This is a genomic window from Tenacibaculum piscium, assembly GCF_021390755.1.
GTDB lineage: Bacteria > Bacteroidota > Bacteroidia > Flavobacteriales > Flavobacteriaceae > Polaribacter > Polaribacter piscius.
This window is the reverse complement of record NZ_JAJGWR010000003.1, coordinates 149,368-167,987: the sequence shown is the minus strand read 5'-3', so window position 1 is coordinate 167,987 and position 18,620 is coordinate 149,368. Positions and strand designations below refer to the sequence as shown.

The 18,620-nt window shown below is 31.1% G+C and carries 15 protein-coding genes and 1 riboswitch; all 15 genes read left to right on the top strand.

Features of this window, described 5'->3' with window-relative positions:
* The first annotated feature begins 30 nt into the window (after positions 1-30).
* Positions 31-504, top strand: a complete 474-nt coding sequence (gene rplQ, locus L0U72_RS06955; protein ID WP_101916644.1) for a 50S ribosomal protein L17 — start codon at positions 31-33, stop codon at positions 502-504.
* A gap of 103 nt (positions 505-607) precedes the next feature.
* Positions 608-1,723: a glutamine-hydrolyzing carbamoyl-phosphate synthase small subunit gene (gene carA / locus L0U72_RS06950; protein WP_233883538.1), complete on the top strand. Its 1,116-nt coding sequence runs from the start codon at positions 608-610 to the stop codon at positions 1,721-1,723.
* A gap of 125 nt (positions 1,724-1,848) precedes the next feature.
* Entirely contained in the window at positions 1,849-3,138 is a 1,290-nt protein-coding gene (gene eno / locus L0U72_RS06945) for a phosphopyruvate hydratase (RefSeq protein WP_101916642.1), read from the top strand.
* A gap of 295 nt (positions 3,139-3,433) precedes the next feature.
* A complete protein-coding gene (locus L0U72_RS06940) occupies positions 3,434-4,720 on the top strand; it encodes a citrate synthase (protein WP_233898758.1) in 1,287 nt (428 codons plus the stop codon).
* A gap of 142 nt (positions 4,721-4,862) precedes the next feature.
* Positions 4,863-5,816 carry an arginase gene (locus L0U72_RS06935; protein WP_233898757.1) on the top strand — a complete coding sequence of 318 codons (954 nt, stop codon included), beginning with the start codon at positions 4,863-4,865 and terminating at the stop codon, positions 5,814-5,816.
* Between the two features lie 238 nt (positions 5,817-6,054).
* Positions 6,055-6,149, top strand: a riboswitch (TPP riboswitch).
* Positions 6,150-6,195: 46 nt separating this feature from the next.
* Complete coding sequence (gene thiS / locus L0U72_RS06930) at positions 6,196-6,399, top strand: sulfur carrier protein ThiS (protein ID WP_233897401.1); 204 nt, start codon at positions 6,196-6,198, stop codon at positions 6,397-6,399.
* A gap of 50 nt (positions 6,400-6,449) precedes the next feature.
* Positions 6,450-8,309 (top strand): phosphomethylpyrimidine synthase ThiC, encoded by a 1,860-nt coding sequence (thiC, locus tag L0U72_RS06925; protein ID WP_233898756.1) that lies wholly within the window; start codon positions 6,450-6,452, stop codon positions 8,307-8,309.
* A gap of 272 nt (positions 8,310-8,581) precedes the next feature.
* Positions 8,582-9,178 carry a thiamine phosphate synthase gene (locus L0U72_RS06920; RefSeq protein WP_233898755.1) on the top strand — a complete coding sequence of 199 codons (597 nt, stop codon included), beginning with the start codon at positions 8,582-8,584 and terminating at the stop codon, positions 9,176-9,178.
* A gap of 11 nt (positions 9,179-9,189) precedes the next feature.
* Positions 9,190-9,945 (top strand): hydroxymethylpyrimidine/phosphomethylpyrimidine kinase, encoded by a 756-nt coding sequence (locus L0U72_RS06915; protein ID WP_233898754.1) that lies wholly within the window; start codon positions 9,190-9,192, stop codon positions 9,943-9,945.
* 1 nt (position 9,946) lies between these two features.
* Complete coding sequence (gene thiE, locus L0U72_RS06910; RefSeq protein ID WP_233898753.1) at positions 9,947-10,594, top strand: thiamine phosphate synthase; 648 nt, start codon at positions 9,947-9,949, stop codon at positions 10,592-10,594.
* Positions 10,595-10,611: 17 nt separating this feature from the next.
* The gene (locus tag L0U72_RS06905; protein ID WP_262909838.1) at positions 10,612-11,382 is read left to right on the top strand and encodes a thiazole synthase; all 771 of its coding nucleotides are present in this window, start codon (positions 10,612-10,614) and stop codon (positions 11,380-11,382) included.
* A gap of 3 nt (positions 11,383-11,385) precedes the next feature.
* Positions 11,386-12,501, top strand: a complete 1,116-nt coding sequence (gene thiH / locus L0U72_RS06900) for a 2-iminoacetate synthase ThiH (RefSeq protein WP_233898752.1) — start codon at positions 11,386-11,388, stop codon at positions 12,499-12,501.
* Positions 12,502-12,506: 5 nt separating this feature from the next.
* Positions 12,507-13,562 (top strand): HesA/MoeB/ThiF family protein, encoded by a 1,056-nt coding sequence (moeB, locus tag L0U72_RS06895; RefSeq protein WP_233898751.1) that lies wholly within the window; start codon positions 12,507-12,509, stop codon positions 13,560-13,562.
* 229 nt (positions 13,563-13,791) lie between these two features.
* Entirely contained in the window at positions 13,792-16,818 is a 3,027-nt protein-coding gene (locus L0U72_RS06890) for a WGR domain-containing protein (RefSeq protein ID WP_233898750.1), read from the top strand.
* Positions 16,819-16,832: 14 nt separating this feature from the next.
* Positions 16,833-18,464 (top strand): SWIM zinc finger family protein, encoded by a 1,632-nt coding sequence (locus L0U72_RS06885; RefSeq protein ID WP_233898749.1) that lies wholly within the window; start codon positions 16,833-16,835, stop codon positions 18,462-18,464.
* Positions 18,465-18,620: the final 156 nt, after the last annotated feature.

The window sequence follows — 18,620 nt, the reverse complement described above, 5'->3', positions numbered from 1 at the left end:
GTAGCAAGATGAAAGATAAAAACCAAAGTCATGAGACACGGAAAGAAATTTAATCATTTAGGAAGACAAACAGCGCACAGAAAAGCAATGTTAGCTAATATGGGATGTTCTTTAATCGAACACAAACGTATTAACACAACAGTAGCTAAAGCAAAAGCTTTTCGTACGTTTATTGAGCCTATCATTACAAAATCTAAAACAGATACTACTCATAATCGTCGTACAGTATTTAGCTATTTACGTAGCAAAGAAGCTGTAACCGAATTATTTAAAGAAGTTTCTGTAAAAGTAGCAGATAGACCAGGAGGATATGTACGTATCATCAAGTTAGGAAACCGTCAGGGAGATAATGCTCCTATGGCAATGGTAGAATTAGTTGATTATAACGAATTATACAATCCTAAAGGAAATAAAGCGAAAAAGAACACCCGTCGTAGCCGTCGTGGTGGAGCTAAAACTGCTGATGCAGCTGTTGAAACTCAAACTTCACAAGAAGAAGAATAAAAATGAAAATTTTTATAATTTATATCAAAGGGATAAACATTTAATGTTTATCCCTTTTTTTTTATTTATTTTTGCAAACAAAATATTACACAACACATACTAAATGAAATATCAACAACGTAAAAAAGCACTAGTTTTGTTAGCAGACGGAACTATTTTCTATGGAAAATCTATTGGAATAGAAGGTACTTCAACTGGAGAAATTTGTTTTAATACTGGTATGACTGGTTATCAAGAAATATTTACAGATCCTTCTTATTTCGGTCAGCTTATGGTAGCTACAAATGCCCATATCGGAAATTACGGAGTCAATAATGACGAAGTAGAATCTGAAGGAATTAAAATTGCAGGATTAATTTGTCGTAACTTTAGTTTTACGCATTCACGTCAGGATTCTGATGGAAATTTATTTGACTGGTTTAAAAAACATAACATCGTTGCTATTTCTGATGTAGACACCAGAGCTTTAGTTGCCTATATTAGAGATAATGGCGCAATGAATGCCATTATTTCTACCGATGTAACCAATATTGAATCCTTAAAAAAACAGTTAGCCGATACCCCAAACATGGAAGGTTTAGAGTTAGCATCAAAAGTATCAACCAAAGAAGCTTACTTTGTTGGAGATGAAAATGCACCACTTAAAATAGCAGCTTTAGATATTGGAATCAAAAAGAATATTTTAAGAAACTTAGTCAAAAGAGGTGCTTACATAAAAGTATATCCTTATAATGCTACTTTTGAAGAAATGAGTAGTTTTAATCCTGATGGCTATTTTATCTCAAACGGTCCTGGAGATCCTGAACCTTTAGTAGATGCTCAAAATACCGCTAAAGAAATTATCAAAAGAAATTTACCATTATTTGGTATCTGTTTAGGACACCAAGTTATCGCCCTAGCAAACGGAATCGCTACTTATAAAATGCACAACGGACACAGAGGAATTAATCATCCTGTGAAAAATTTATTGACAGGAAAAGGAGAAATCACCTCTCAAAATCATGGTTTTGCTATCAACAGAAAAGAAACTGAAGCGCACGATGATGTCGAAATTACACACGTACATTTAAATGATCACACGGTTGCTGGTATTAGAATGAAATCTAAAAATGTGTTTTCAGTACAATATCATCCAGAGGCAAGCCCTGGACCACACGATGCAGAATATTTATTTGATGAGTTTATTGAAAACATCAAAAAAGCAAAAACCGAAGCATAATCATTTTAGCAATTAGTTGTAATAATTAATTAATTAAAAATGAGTTTCAATTTATAAATTAGAAATTGTAAAAATAGCATTCCTGTGAAATTATTCACAGGAAGCTATATTAAAAATAAATAACTATGAGTATTATAATCAACATTCACGCACGTCAAATTTTTGATTCAAGAGGAAATCCAACGGTAGAAGTAGATGTTACCACTGAAAACGGTGTTATCGGAAGAGCCGCAGTTCCTTCTGGAGCTTCTACTGGAGAACACGAAGCTGTTGAATTACGTGATGGCGGAAAAGATTATATGGGTAAAGGTGTGTTAAATGCAGTAAAAAATGTAAACACATTAATTGCTCAAGAATTATTAGGTGTTTCTGTTTTTGAACAAAATATGATTGACCAAATGATGATTGATTTAGATGGAACATCTAACAAATCTAAATTAGGTGCAAATGCTATTTTAGGAGTTTCTTTAGCTGCCGCAAAAGCTGCTGCCAATGAATTAGGATTGCCTTTATACAGATATATAGGCGGTGTTTCAGCAAATACATTACCAGTTCCGATGATGAATATTATCAACGGAGGTTCGCATTCTGATGCACCAATTGCATTTCAAGAATTTATGATTATGCCCGTAAAAGCTGAAAACTTTACGCAAGCAATGCAAATTGGTTCTGAAATTTTTCATCATCTTAAAAAAGTATTACACGATAGAAATTTATCAACAGCTGTTGGTGATGAAGGTGGTTTTGCACCAACTTTAGACGGTACCGAAGATGCTATTGAAACTATTGCTTTAGCTACTAAAAATGCAGGATATAAATTCGGAGAAGAAGTAATGATCGCCTTAGATTGTGCTGCTGCTGAATTTTTTGTAGATGGAAAATATGATTATACCAAGTTCGAAGGAACAAAAGGAAAAATCAGAACAAGTAAAGAACAAGCCGATTATTTAGCCGAATTAGCTCAAAAATATCCAATTATTTCTATCGAAGATGGAATGGATGAAAATGACTGGGAAGGTTGGAAATATTTAACAGAAATTTCAGGTGATAAAGTGCAATTAGTTGGAGATGATTTATTTGTTACCAATGTCGAGCGTTTATCAAAAGGAATTGAAAACGGAATCGCAAATTCAATTTTAATTAAAGTAAACCAAATAGGAACTTTAACTGAAACAATTTCAGCAGTAAACATGGCACATAACGCAGGTTATACATCTGTTATGAGTCATCGTTCTGGTGAAACAGAAGATAATACTATTGCTGATTTAGCAGTGGCTTTAAACTGTGGACAAATTAAAACAGGTTCGGCTTCTCGTTCAGATAGAATGGCAAAATACAACCAATTATTACGTATTGAGGAAGAATTAGCAGATACTGCTTATTTCCCTCAAAATAAAGCATTTAAAATTAAATAATTGTTTTTTCAGTGTTTTAAGTATGTATACTTACAATACTTTTTTATAAAAAATAATAGTAAAAACTCATACTTCGGTATGAGTTTTTTTTCATTTAAAATTATAAATTTATCTGAAATTATACAAATAATCATCAAAATATAATGATACTAAAGGTTATTATAATTGTAAATAATCGAAAATAATCATAAAAAAAAATAATATAGAAATACGAAAAATCTATAAATACCTATTTTAAAAATACTTTAAAAATGGTATATTCGCAACTCACTTCAACTTAAAAAAAAAGATAAAAATGGCAGATATAGCAAAACTACAAATTGGTGATAATACGTATGAATTTCCGTTAGTTAAAGGAACAGAAAATGAAACTGCCATTGATATTAAAACATTAAGAGCAGCTTCTGAAGGTATTATTACAATCGATCCAGGGTATAAAAATACAGGCTCTTGTAAAAGTGCTATTACATTTTTAAATGGTGAAGAAGGTGTTTTAAGATACAGAGGGTATTCAATAGAAGAATTAGCCGAAAAAGCAGATTTCCTAGAAGTCGCTTTCTTATTAATTTTTGGAGAATTACCAACAGCTGTCGAATTAGAAAAATTTAAACAAGATATTTGTTCGCAATCAATTGTGGATGAAGATATCAGAAAAATTGTTGATGCGTTTCCTAAAACAGCGCATCCAATGGGTGTTATTTCATCATTAACATCTGCATTAACTGCCTTTAATCCTTCTTCGGTAAATGTAGATTCTGAAGAAGAAATGTACAATGCAATTGTTAAAATTTTAGGGAAGTTTCCAGTATTAGTTGCCTGGACAATGCGTAAAAAACAAGGACTTCCGTTAGATTATGGAGATTGTAGTTTAGGATATGTAGAGAATACCTATAAAATGATGTTTAAACAACCTAATAAAGATTATGTACGTAATGATGTGGTTGTTAGTGCGTTAAATAAATTATTAATCTTACATGCTGACCATGAACAAAACTGTTCGACCTCTACGGTAAGAATTGTAGGTTCTTCGCATGCAGGTTTATTTGCATCACTTTCAGCAGGAATTTCTGCACTTTGGGGCCCTTTACACGGTGGAGCAAATCAAGCAGTATTAGAAATGCTAGAAGCTATTAAAGCCGATGGTGGAGATACTAAAAAATATATGGCAAAAGCCAAAGATAAAAACGATCCGTTCCGTTTAATGGGATTCGGACACCGTGTTTATAAAAACTTCGATCCAAGAGCAAAAATTATTAAAGTTGCCGCAGAAGAAGTTTTAAATGATTTAGGAATTGAAGATCCTATCTTAGATATCGCAAAAGGATTGGCTAAAGAAGCATTAAGCGATCCGTATTTTGTTGATAGAAAATTATATCCAAACGTAGATTTTTATTCAGGAATAATTTATCGCGCAATGGGCGTGCCTGTTGAAATGTTTACCGTAATGTTTGCCTTAGGTCGTTTACCAGGTTGGATTGCTCAATGGAAAGAAATGCGTTTAGGAAAAGAACCAATCGGACGTCCGCGTCAAGTATACATTGGAGAAAATCTTAGACCTTTCAAAGAAGTAAGCGAAAGATAATCTGAAAAAATAATATTAAAAGTGTCATTAAAAAATATCATTAAAAATGATGTATTAATGACACTTTTTTAGGTGAAATAGTACTCTTTAAACTATCAAAAATAAAAAGTACAAGAACATTAAATACAAGAACACAAAGAAAATGAATACCATAAAAATTATAAAAAATAGATCAGATATTGGAGCAGGAACACGTGGTGCCGATATGGGAATTGATGCCATCGAAATTGCAGCAATTAATCAAGATAATGATTTCTTTAATAAATACGATTTTGAAGATGTAATTACCGAAAATGAATCTGTTTATAATAAAAAAAATAACTCCTTCGGAAAACAAATAAACAGTGTTTTCAATCAATGTAAAAGAGTTAGTAATCATGTAAAAGTAAATTTACAAGAAGGTCATTTTCCAATCGTTTTATCAGGAGATCACTCATCAGCATTAGGAACTATTAGTGGTGTTAAAGCGGCAAACCCAACAAAAAGAGTGGGTGTTATTTGGATTGATGCACACGGTGATTTACATACACCATACACTTCTCCATCAGGAAATATTCACGGAATGCCTTTAGGCGCTGTAATTTCTGATGATAATTTAGACTGTCAAATAAATGAAGTAGATAGAGAAACTGCCGATTTATGGGATAGAATGAAAAATATCGGAACACCAGGACAGAAAGCTTTGCCTGAAGATATCGTGTTTTTTGGCGTTCGAGATACCGAAGAACCTGAAGAAAAACAAATGGAAAAATATGGCATCAAAAATTATATGGTTGCCGAGGTTCGTTATAGAGGGTTAGAAGTTTGTGTAAACGAAGCTTTAGAGAAATTATCAGATTGTGATATCCTTTATATTTCTTTTGATGTAGATGCAATGGATTGTGATATGATTTCTTACGGAACAGGAACTCCTGTTGCAAAAGGGTTTGATGACAAAGAAATTGTTCAAATTATCAACGGATTATTAACTAGTAAAAAAGTAGCTTGTGTTGAATTTGTAGAGGTAAATCCTTTATTAGATTTAAAAGGAAATAAAATGGCAGAAACCGCTTTTGATGTACTTCAACAAGTAGCAAAAACTATTGAAAAATTATAGGAAATTTATATAAAAATTAGTTATTTAATTTTTTGAAATTAGTTAAAAAAGCATCAAACTTTATTGTTTGATGCTTTTTGTTTTTTAAAATTATATTAAATAATTTGATGGGCGAACACATAGGTTCGCCCATACGAAATTTATCGATGTAGGGGCAGACCTATGTGTCTGCCCAAATTTGATGAAATTATAATCTAGAATAGTTTTTTTATCAAAAATAATAACAATACATTTGCCTTGTAAACTTTAGGAGTAGCTATTAAATTAGTTTGAGAAACATCCTTAGAACCTGATTTGGTTAAGACCAACGTAGGAAAAAGTTATGTTCGATACTATATCGAAAATACTACCATTCGGTTTACAGTAATATTTTATAAATATGATTACTATAAAAGTAAACCAAAAAGACCATCAAATTTTAGAAAACCTAACGCTACAAGAGTTCGTTGAATACTTAAATATTCCAACGAATGGTATTGCTATTGCTATAAATAGTAGTGTAGTTAAAAAAACTACTTGGTCTTTAAAGTTACTTCAACATAATGATGATATTTTAATTATAAAATCAACTCAAGGAGGTTAAATCTGAAAGTTATTTTATTTAAAAAATTAAAAGAAAAACTAAATTATCAAATGAAGAACAAAGACACTGCTCCAAAACAAGACGGAATTACTAGAAGTCCATTTCCTAATTCAAAGAAAATTTATGTAAACGGAACAATTCACCCGCAAATTAAAGTTGCAATGCGTGAAATAGCGTTAAGTGATACGGTCGATTCTATGACCAAAAAGAAAACACCAAACGAACCAGTAACTGTTTATGATACTTCAGGACCATATACAGATCCTAGTAAAGAAATTGACGTACATGCAGGAATTGAAAGAATCCGTGAACCTTGGATTAAAGAACGTGGTGATGTAGAACAATTAACGGAGTTTTCTTCAAAATACTGTAACGAACGTTTAAATGATACTAGTTTAGATCATATGCGTTTTAAGTTATTAAAAAATCCTTTACGTGCTAAAAAAGGACAAAATGTAACACAATTACATTACGCTAAAAAAGGAATCATTACGCCAGAAATGGAATATATCGCTATTCGTGAAAATCAACGAATAGATGAAATGACCGAAATTAGAAAACAACATAAAGGAGAGCATTTTGGTGCTAACATTCCAGATAAAATTACACCAGAATTTGTAAGATCAGAAGTTGCAAGAGGACGTGCAATTATTCCATCAAACATAAATCATCCAGAAGCAGAACCTATGATTTTAGGTAGAAACTTCTTAGTAAAAATAAATGCAAATATTGGTAATTCTGCCGTAACATCTTCTATTGAAGAAGAAGTAGAAAAAGCAGTTTGGGCTTGTCGTTGGGGAGCAGATAATATTATGGATTTATCTACAGGAGAAAATATTCACGAAACTCGTGAGTGGATTATCCGTAACTCACCAGTACCAGTAGGAACAGTGCCAATTTATCAAGCATTAGAAAAGGTAAACGGTGTTGCTGAAGATTTAACATGGGAAATTTTCCGTGATACGTTAATCGAGCAAGCCGAGCAAGGAGTAGATTATTTTACCATTCACGCAGGCGTTTTGTTGCGTTATGTGCCAATGACCGCAAAACGTGTTACAGGAATCGTTTCTCGTGGAGGGTCAATTATGGCAAAATGGTGTTTAGCACATCATAAAGAAAGCTTTTTATATACACATTTCGAAGATATTTGTGAAATATTAAAACAGTATGATGTTGCCTTTTCTTTAGGTGATGGATTACGTCCAGGTTCGGTAGCTGATGCCAATGACGAAGCACAATTTGCTGAGTTAGAAACATTAGGAGAGTTAACACAAATAGCTCGTAAACACGAAGTACAGTGTTTTATTGAAGGACCAGGTCACGTGCCAATGCACATGATTAAAGAAAATATGGAGAAGCAAATTGAACTTTGCGACGAAGCTCCTTTTTACACTTTAGGACCTTTAACTACAGATATTGCACCAGGTTATGACCATATTACTTCAGGAATTGGAGCAGCTATGATTGGTTGGTACGGATGTGCAATGTTATGTTATGTAACACCAAAAGAACATTTAGGATTACCAAATAAAGAAGACGTAAGAGTAGGAGTAATTACTTATAAATTAGCGGCTCATGCTGCCGATTTAGCAAAAGGACATCCAGGTTCTCAGCACAGAGATAATGCTTTAAGTATGGCTCGTTTTGAATTCCGTTGGGAAGATCAATTTAATTTAGGATTAGATCCTGAGCGTGCTCGTGAATATCATGATGAAACTTTGCCAGCTGCTGGAGCTAAAGTAGCGCATTTCTGTTCTATGTGTGGTCCAAAATTCTGTTCAATGAAAATTTCACAAGAAGTTCGTGATTTTGCTGCCGTTAACGACATTGTAGATAATGAAGTAATTGCCAAAGGAATGGAGGAGAAATCAAAAGAATTTATAGAAAAAGGATCAGAAGTATATTTATAAAATAAAAGTAAGAAGAAGAGGAAGAAAAAAAGAAAAAGAAGAAGATGGAGGTTCCTACGCCTTGAAAAAAGGCGTAGTCGGGCTTTCCGTTATATCTTTTTTATTTTGAAAAAAAATAAAAAAGGATGCCACTGCAATCCCTAACCCAAAAAGTCCCTCGTAATTATGAAGTCCCCCGTAATTATAAGAAAGTACTTAGTAAGTAATTTGCCGTTCCAAGAATAAATTAGGTTATTTTTGACAAAAATAAGTATCCATAAAATTAAACGAATATGATAGTTCTTATATCTCCAGAAAAAGACGTAGAAAATGAAATACAAATACTACATCAATTATTCGAAGCGGGTTTAGAATATTATCATTTAAGAAAACCATTTAAAGATTATCAAGCGCATGTTTCCTATTTAAATGAGGTATCAGAAAAATACCATAATCGAATAGTAATACATTATTTTCATAAATTAGTTAATGAATATCCTTTAAAAGGAATTCATTTTCAAGAACAAAAAAGGCGTGATGCGTTAGAAAATGGCAGTCGTTATTTTATAGGGTTACAAATGTTAGGTAAAACAATGAGTAGTTCTTTTCATGAGCCTGAAGAATTATCAGCTTGTGATATCGAATTTGATTACCATTTATTAAGTCCTGTTTTTTCATCTATCTCAAAAAAAGGATACGAAGGAAGAAATTTTGATGTCAATAATATTGATAAAACAATTGTAGGTATGGGCGGAATTACAACTAAAACCATAGCGCCAACCATTGAATTAGGTTTTCAAGGAATTGGTGTTTTAGGTGGTGTTTGGAATTCTGAAAATCCTGTAGAAAGTTTTAAAAACATCCAAAAAGAGTTTGATTCATTACAATAAAGCGTTGAAATTTGAAAACACAAAATTACATACTCACCATTGCAGGGCTTGACCCGTCAAGTGGTGCGGGCATTACTTCAGATATTAAAACCTTTGAAGCACATGGTTTACATGGATTGTCGGTATGTACGGCTGTGACCGTTCAAAATGATATCGCTTTTAAAAATTGTATTTGGATTGAAGAACAAATAATACTCAATCAAATTGAAACATTATTTGAACGTTTTGAAATTGCTGTTGTAAAAATAGGAATTATTCAATCTTGGGAAGTTTTATTAGCTGTTGTTTTAGCTTTAAAAAGTGAAAATCCGAATATAAAAATCATTTTAGATCCTGTTTTGAAAGCAAGTGCAGGATTCGATTTTCATAGCACACAAAATTTAAAGGTATTTGAAAAAGTATTGCAAAATTGTTATTTTGTAACACCAAATTATGATGAGATAAAAGCCTTGTTTCCTATTAAAAACATTGAAGAAACAATTGATTTTATTTCAGAAAAAACAAATATCTATTTAAAAGGAGGACATAGAGCAGATAAAAAAGGTTGGGATGAAGTTTATTATAGTAAAATAGTAAAACTAAATATTCCGCCTATAACAACTGTTGTTTCTGAAAAACACGGAAGCGGTTGTGTTTTGTCATCCGCTTTAGCGGCTAATTTAGCGTTAAATGTTTCTTTAGAAGATGCTTGTAAAAACACGAAATGGTATACCGAACAATTTTTAAATTCAAACAAATCGTTACTAGGAACGCATAATTATAAATAAGATGATAAGTAAATTACAGTACATAACACAGGGGAAAACAGCACAAGATCATTTAGATCATATTCAAACAGCTTGTGCTTCAGGAGCAGAATGGGTACAGTTACGATTAAAAGGTTTTGATCCTAAAACAATTTTAGAAACCGCAAAGAAAGCCAGAGAATTAACGGCTCATTATCAAACAAGATTAATTATAAACGATTACTACAGAGTTGCCAAAGAAGTAAATGCAGATGGTGTTCATTTAGGTAAAAAAGATGATTGTCCGTTAAAAGTACGTGCTTATTTGGGTAAATTTTATGCCATTGGAGGAACTGCAAACACATTAGAAGAATGTAAAGTTCTATTAGATAAAAAAGTAGATTATATCGGTTTAGGTCCTTTTCGTTTTACTGAAACTAAAAAGAATTTAAGCCCTGTTTTAGGAACATCAGGATATAAAAAACTACTAGAAGAGCTACAAACAGAAACACCAATAATTGCTATTGGAGGCATTACTTTAGATGATGTTGCAGAAATTGTAGAAACAGGTATTTATGGAGTTGCTGCATCAGGAGCTATTACCAAAGATTTTACAAGTATTCCTGTTTTTCATAAAATTTTAAGTTCACCAAGTACACAAGAACAAGTGTATAAGATGGATGACAAGTAGTTTTTTAAAAACAAAAAATGAACGATATATTAAAAATAGCAGATAAAGAGTTTACATCACGTTTATTCACAGGAACAGGTAAGTTTAGTTCATCAAAATTAATGAAAGAAGCCTTATTAGCTTCTGAAAGTGAATTGATAACTGTTGCTTTAAAAAGAGTAGATGTTCAAAATAAAGAGGACGATATTTTAACACATTTAAAACATCCTCATATAAGTTTATTACCAAATACATCAGGTGTTCGAACGGCAAAAGAAGCAGTTTTTGCAGCAGAATTATCAAGAGAAGCATTAGAAACAAATTGGGTTAAATTAGAAATTCATCCTGATCCTAGATATTTATTACCAGATCCTATTGAAACTTTAAAAGCTGCTGAAGAATTGGTTAAAAAAGGTTTTGTAGTGATGCCTTATATTCATGCTGATCCTGTTTTATGTAAACGTTTAGAAGATGTTGGAACACAATGTGTAATGCCATTAGGCGCACCAATAGGAAGTAATAAAGGCTTAAAAACACAAGATTTTTTAGAAATTATTATAGAACAATCTAATGTTCCTGTAATTGTTGATGCTGGTATTGGAGCACCATCGCATGCAGCATATGCAATGGAATTAGGAGCTGATGCAGTTTTAGTAAATACAGCAATTGCTGTATCTCAAAATCCTGTGGCAATGGCAAAAGCATTCAAAATGGCTGTTGAAGCTGGAAGAATGGCGTATGAAGCAAAACTAGCACCTGTTCAAAAACAAGCAGTAGCAAGTAGTCCGTTAACTAGTTTTTTAAATTAAAATATGAGTAATTTTAAAGAACTTTTTGATACGTATAATTGGGATGATAATTTAAAAAGTATTTTTGATAAAACAGCCGTTGAGGTAGAATATGCTTTATCAAAAGATAAATTAGATTTAGAAGATTTTAAAGCATTAATATCTCCTGCTGCACGTCCGTATATTGAGCAAATGGCTCAAAAAAGTAGCTTGCTTACTAAAAAACGTTTTGGTAATACTATACAGATGTATGCGCCAATGTATTTGAGTAATGAGTGTCAGAATATTTGTACGTATTGCGGATTTAGTATGACCAATAAAATACCTAGACGCACTTTATCTGATTCTGAAATTTTAAAAGAAGTCGCTTTTTTAAAAGATAAAGGATACGATCATATTTTATTAGTTACAGGTGAAGCAAATAAAACAGTTGGCGTTGATTATATTAAAAATGCGATTCAGTTAATTCGTTCTCAATTTTCAAATATTACTATCGAGGTTCAGCCTTTGAATCAAGAGGAATATGAATCGTTAATTGAAGCAGGATTGTATGCTGTGTTGGTGTATCAAGAAACATATCACAGAGAGGAGTATAAGAAACATCATCCGAAGGGAAAAAAATCTAATTTCGATTATCGTTTAGATACGCCTGATAGATTAGGAAAAGCAGGAATTCATAAAATTGGTTTAGGTGCTTTATTCGGATTAGAAGATTGGCGTGCTGATAGTTTTTTTACAGCATTACATTTAAAATATCTACAAAAAACATATTGGAAAACAAAGTATTCTATTTCGTTTCCGAGGTTACGACCACATTCGGGAGGTTTAGAACCAAAAGTGGAAATGACAGATGCCGATTTGGTGCAATTAATGTGTGCTTTTCGTTTGTTAGACCAAGATATTGAACTGTCAATGTCAACAAGAGAAAGTGAAGTTTTTAGAAATAATATCGTAAATTTAGGGACAACTTCTATCAGTGCAGAATCAAAAACAAATCCAGGTGGTTATACGGTTGAACCTCAATCGTTAGAGCAATTTGAGATTTCAGATGAAAGAAGTACCGAAGAAGTAGTGAAAATGCTGAAAAGTCAAGGTTTAGAAGTGGTTTGGAAAGACTGGGAACAGTTTGAATCAATATAAAAAAAATGAACTTAACAGAAGAAGAAAAAAAACAATATAATCGTCATCTTATTTTAGATAAAATTGGCGAAAAAGGACAGTTAAAACTCAAGAAATCAAAAGTTTTGGTAATTGGAGCAGGAGGTTTAGGTTGTCCTGTATTGCAATATTTAACAGCAGCAGGAGTTGGTACAATCGGAATTATTGATGATGATAAAGTTTCACAAAGTAATTTACAACGTCAAATTTTATATACTGTTGATGATATTGGATTTTCAAAAGCTGAAACTGCCAAAAACCGATTATCAAAATTAAATCCTTTTGTAAAGTTTAATGTTTATAACGAAAAATTAACAAAAGATAATGCCATTTCATTATTCAATAAATATGATGTTATTGTTGATGGAAGCGATAATTTTTCAACGCGTTATTTAACAAATGATACTTCGGTAATTACTCAAAAACCGTTAGTTTATGGGGCAATTTTTAAGTTTGAAGGACAAGTAAGCGTATTTAATTACAAAGGAAGTGGAACGTACAGATGTTTATATCCTACGCCACCAAAACCAGATGAATCGCCAAATTGTTCGCAAATTGGGGTTTTAGGAGTTTTACCAGGAATTATAGGTAGTTTACAAGCTAATGAAACTATTAAAATAATTTGTGAAATAGGCAATGTTTTAGCAAATAAATTATTGATGTATGATACATTAACAATGCGTCAAATGGTTTTAGATTTTGAAAAAACGCCAGAAGGAGCTATTACAAAATTAGAAGATAATTATGATTTTTTCTGCGGAATTATTGCTACTGAAAATGAAATAACAATCGAAGAATTACAAGTAGATTTATTAAAATATAATTTATTAGATGTTCGTGAAGATTGGGAAAGAGAACAACATCATATTGGTGGTCAGCATATTCGTTTGGTAGAATTACCAGACCGATTAAATGAAATTGATACTAGTAAACCTGTAATTGTGTATTGTAAATCGGGTATGCGAAGTAAAAGAGCGATTTCTTTTTTAGAAGATTCCTTAAAAGAGGCTATTTTAATAAATCTTAAAAATGGTTTAAATTAAAAAATTAACACGTATTTATTTTTAGAACCTGTTTAAATTTCATTTAGACAGGTTTATAGCATAAAAATAAAAAATCGAATCCGTCATGCTGAATTTATTTCAGCATGACGATAATTTAATTTTTAAACTAGCGGCTCTTATAAAAAGATAAATACGTGTTAAAAACAACAAATAGATGATTATTTTCTAAAATATTTATATATTTAAAGTCTTAAAAAAAAATTAAGCCTTGAAATTAATCAAACAAAAGAAATTATATTTTTCAGATGAAAAATCAGACAAAGTTTATGAAGTTGACCTATGTGAAAGTCAAGATTTATTTATAGTAAACTTTAGATATGGTAGAAGAGGCACGAGTTTAAGAGAAGGAACAAAAACTGTTTTTCCTGTATCTTATGAAGAAGCCGAGAAAATCTTCAATAAATTAGTCGGAAGTAAAGAAAAGAAAGGATATTCAGAAGAAATTCAAGTAACAACTCAAGAAGTTGAAAATCCGAAGAAAGAAGAAAAAAGTACTACACGAAAAGATACTATTTTAAAGTATCTAAATCAAGCTTTAAAAGGAACTTATACCCGAAATTGGAAAGTATCTAGAATTATAAATAGAGTTGGTGTTTTAAAAATAAGAGAAGCAATACCATTAATCGCTCAATTTATTCATTCATCAGATAAATTTGAACAATATAATGCGTTATCGGTATTAATTGATTTTAATGAATCAAATTATGTTGAAGATGCAATTAAAATCTTCAAAAAAGATACTTTTAATACTATTGGAGCTAGAATTTCCGTAGCTTATATTTTAAAGTATGGAAATGCTACAAATATAAAAATAGTACAAAACGAAGTTGCAAAGCATATTACAAAATCTGAAATAGATTCTTTAGCAACACAGTTTTTAGGAGAAGGAAGTAAAAACTCAATGTTATTGTTTTACGCGTATATTCATTCCTATAATAATGATGTGGAGAGAGCTACTTTATTTGATATAATAGCGAAAATTCCTTTAAAAGTAAACACTTTTAAATCTGTACGTTATATTTATAGAGCGGCTTATGCTATAAATGATATTCAATTTTTTGCCTTAGTATCTAAACGAATTGCTATTAGTAACGCTACTTACAGTTCTGATTATCCAAATATAGATGATGAATATAATTGGGTAGAAGCATCCGTAGAAAAGAAAAAAACAAATCCAAGAATTGCTTTTTCAGGAAAAACTAAAAACTATTTCAATAAAAATACCTATCAGAAAATATATACCTTAAGTACAGAGAATCAACAAGGGTATATTGCATGTGCTAAAGAGATATTATGTTCTTTAAATGATCAGATAGATGTAGCTCCTGAAAATACAGTTAGTGAGTGGGTTTATAATCAGGAAACTGGTTATGAATTAGAAAAAAGACAGTATCCGAAATACCATCAATTTTTAGCTTTGATGTATATCTTATATGGAAATTCAACAAGGTTTAAATGTATCGGTAATAAATGGTTTTATATTGATGAACTTACCGATAATACTATAAGAGAAGATATTCTTCCGATTCTTTGGAATGAAAAACCATCCGAAGTATTATATATTCTTGCCAATGCAAAAAGTAGTATTGCTGTTGATTTTTCGTTAAAAATTATAAAAGAAAATCCTCATTTTTTAGAAAATTTATCCGAAGAAATACTAGCCAAATTAATACGACATTATCATCCGAAGGTATTAGATTTAATAGCTGAGGTTTTAGAACAAAAATATGCAACAACACAAGCGTCTGAAGATATTTTATTGATTTTAGTAGCTTCAAAAAATAAAAAAGCTGTTGAATTAGGAATAAAATGGTTGGGTAAATATGAAGCTTCGTATTTATCAAGTACTTCTTTAGTAACAAAATTATTACTTACTGATGAGGTTTTAGTTATTGATTATTTAAGTAATTTGTATCAAAATAGAGTAGCGTATAATACGCCGATATTTATAGATGATTTAATAACATTGTTTGATGAATCATCTAATTATACTGCTGATTTTTTAATTTCGGTTAATAATTTAATCGGAAATACATTTTTTGGAAAATTATTAAGTGCTACATCTGCTCAATATATTGTCAGTTTATCGGCTTCAAGTTCTGTAACAAATCAGTTATTTGCAATCAATTTAGCAAAACATAATACTACATCTGTTTACGAACTTTTTAAAGATACTTATAAAGAATATATTACTTCAGATGAAGCGGTTTTAAGAACTGCAGGTATTGAACTTTTAGCATATTTTCCTGATGAATTTTTATTAGAAAATAAACAAGATATTATTCGTTTTTGTTTTTCAGAACATGAAGCCGTTAGAAAAGCAATACAACCAACAATTCGTAAATTAATTCATTTAGATGAAGAATTTAAAGAATATTTACGTAAAAAATTACTAGCTTCTTTAACAGAAGATGAAACGTATGAGGGTTTACATCAAAATTGTTTTAATATTTTAATACAATTTTACGGAACTCAAAAAGAGGTAGTATCCGAAGAAGAAATAATAGCATTAATTTTATCAAAACATGAATTTGCACAGAAGTTAGGAACGCCACTTTTTGAAAGAAGAGTAGACATGAATAATTTAAAAATGTCTGAATTAGTACGTTTAGCACATAGTGATGTGTTTTCTGTGAGAACACAATTACATGATTATTTCAAAAATAACGTAGCCAGAGTAAATTACGAATTAGAAGAAGCATTGCCTATTTTTAATACGAATTGGCAAGATGTTATCGATTGGGCTGATGCTTATTTTAGAACTCATATTAAACCTAAAAATTGGACAGTCGCATTACTATTATATGTATGTGATCATATAAAAGACCAAGTACAGCATTTAGGTAGAAGCCTAATTACAACGCATTTTTCAGAAGAAAAAGGATTGCCGTTACTTGTTAGTTTACAAGAACATCCAACGAAAAGTATGCAGTTTTTTGTGACTAATTATTTAGAAGGATATGCTTCGGATAATATAAAAGTTATCTTACAATTAGAAGATTATTTTAAAACAACCTTGTTTTATATAAATACTAACAGAGCTACAAAAACAAGAGTGTATTCTTTTTTAGAAAATCAATCGAAAAAATATAAAGAAATTGCTGTAATGACCGTACGCGTTTTAACAGCTATTTTAGATACAAAAACAGCCATTGATAAAGATAAAATTATAGATATTTTAATCACTATTTCTGAAATACATACAGATGTAGAAGTTCCATTATTAATTAAATAAGCGTAAGAAAAAGAATGAAGTTTAATTTTAAATATAGTGGCAATAGTACTGTTAATAACGGAATTGCATCTACAGGCGTAAGTTTTGCACCAGATGTATTAAGAGAACCTACGTATTTTGTAGGAAGCTTAGATAAGAAAATTCCTTTTAGAGAAGCTATTTCAGCCTTACATCATGTAGTAATTGCCGATTTTAATTTTCAACCTAAAGATAATACAGAATACTTAGCTTGGTTAAAAGGTCAGGAAGAAGTATGGATTGCAGATGCAACAGCAGAATTATCTGGGCTAAAAGAAGATGTTAGAGAAGTTCAAGAAAAATTAAAAAAATTACGCTCAAAAAGAGAAGAAATTACAAAACCTTTTTATGATGCGCAACGAAAATATTTTAATTATTTATATAAACGAGATTATGCTGCTTGGTTTGTTTTAGATCCTGTAATTACAGTACATCCAGATCAAGTATTTTTTGAATGTTTTAGTCAAGATGAATCTGTTTACGGGAAATTATCTTGTGGTTATGATGTCTTTAAAAATATAAATGAGTTTAAATGTGGAACAACTAATATTGATTATTCTAAGGCGTTATATAATGAGTTTCAAAAAATAAGAACTTATAAAGAAACCGAATTTAAAGTTGATCCGAAGGGTTTTGATGTAAAAACAACAGGAGAAGACACCTACAGAGAAGTAAAAATTGATTTGCCTGATAGTTGGGTTCGTGGTTTTTTACAAGTAAGTAGTGCCATGACAAGCGATAAAGTATCTTTTGATTTGCATCCTGTGGATATTGCTAATTTTATATCCGTATTAAAAAGACACAAAGAGAAGAAAGGACCAAGGGCGATAAAATATATTTTAAAACCTGGTAAACCTATTATTGCTGTTTTTGAACCTTGGAATATTGAAGTAGCTTGTTTACAATCGATATATGAAGGTGATGAAGAGAAGGAAATAAGAGTTTGGGGAAGAAGAAGAATAACGCTTTTGGAACGATTATTACCAGTTACTACTAAATTTACAGTTCATTTATTGGGTAGCGGTATGCCATCTTTTTATATCGCACATTTGGCAAATGATATGTATTTTACATTAGGATTATCTGGTTGGACAGCCAATGATTGGACGCAAACAACAAATTTAGATTTGCTTTCGCCAAGAGGACAAGTTCCTGCTACAACCATGCAAACTATTTATTTGGAATTGCGAAAAGATTGGTTAAATACTCCAAGTAATTTAGCAAATAATTTAGGATTAGATAAAACAATTGTAACGCAATCGTTACAAACTTTTACACAAGCAGGAAAAGTAGTGTACGATTTAAAGAATAATGTATATCGAATTCGGGAATTAAAGAAAGATGGAATCGATTTAGATAGCTTACGTTTTTCTAATGAAATTGATAAAACAGCCTATGAATTGATGGAATCAGGAGCTGTTGAAAACTTAAAAACAACTATTGATGGCAATAATATAACGATAAATGCGACAGTAAGTAATAATTATAAGACAAGTGTACTTATTAACAACGACCTTCAAATTGTTGATGCTAAGTGTGTTTGCAGTTATTATCATCAAAATAAAATGACAAAAGGACCTTGTGAACATATTTTAGCCACAAGAATCGCTTTTGATAAAAAAAATTAATATATTTAAACCTTGGTAGTAATAAGATAACAACCTTGCAATTTGATTGGTGTATCGCCAATCTAGCTTACAGACACCCAACGCGTCACTGACTCGAACTTAACTTGTGAAATAGGTACTATAATGCCATTTCCGGTTAAACTTCTTCGAAGTGAA

Coding starts and splice junctions, on each gene's coding strand:
- thiE (WP_233898753.1), top strand. CDS start 9,947: ATGATAAGTAAATTACAGTACATAACACAGGGGAAAACAGCACAAGAT.
- L0U72_RS06940 (WP_233898758.1), top strand. CDS start 3,434: ATGGCAGATATAGCAAAACTACAAATTGGTGATAATACGTATGAATTT.
- rplQ (WP_101916644.1), top strand. CDS start 31: ATGAGACACGGAAAGAAATTTAATCATTTAGGAAGACAAACAGCGCAC.
- L0U72_RS06920 (WP_233898755.1), top strand. CDS start 8,582: ATGATAGTTCTTATATCTCCAGAAAAAGACGTAGAAAATGAAATACAA.
- thiC (WP_233898756.1), top strand. CDS start 6,450: ATGAAGAACAAAGACACTGCTCCAAAACAAGACGGAATTACTAGAAGT.
- carA (WP_233883538.1), top strand. CDS start 608: ATGAAATATCAACAACGTAAAAAAGCACTAGTTTTGTTAGCAGACGGA.
- L0U72_RS06885 (WP_233898749.1), top strand. CDS start 16,833: ATGAAGTTTAATTTTAAATATAGTGGCAATAGTACTGTTAATAACGGA.
- thiH (WP_233898752.1), top strand. CDS start 11,386: ATGAGTAATTTTAAAGAACTTTTTGATACGTATAATTGGGATGATAAT.
- L0U72_RS06935 (WP_233898757.1), top strand. CDS start 4,863: ATGAATACCATAAAAATTATAAAAAATAGATCAGATATTGGAGCAGGA.
- L0U72_RS06905 (WP_262909838.1), top strand. CDS start 10,612: ATGAACGATATATTAAAAATAGCAGATAAAGAGTTTACATCACGTTTA.
- thiS (WP_233897401.1), top strand. CDS start 6,196: ATGATTACTATAAAAGTAAACCAAAAAGACCATCAAATTTTAGAAAAC.
- moeB (WP_233898751.1), top strand. CDS start 12,507: ATGAACTTAACAGAAGAAGAAAAAAAACAATATAATCGTCATCTTATT.
- eno (WP_101916642.1), top strand. CDS start 1,849: ATGAGTATTATAATCAACATTCACGCACGTCAAATTTTTGATTCAAGA.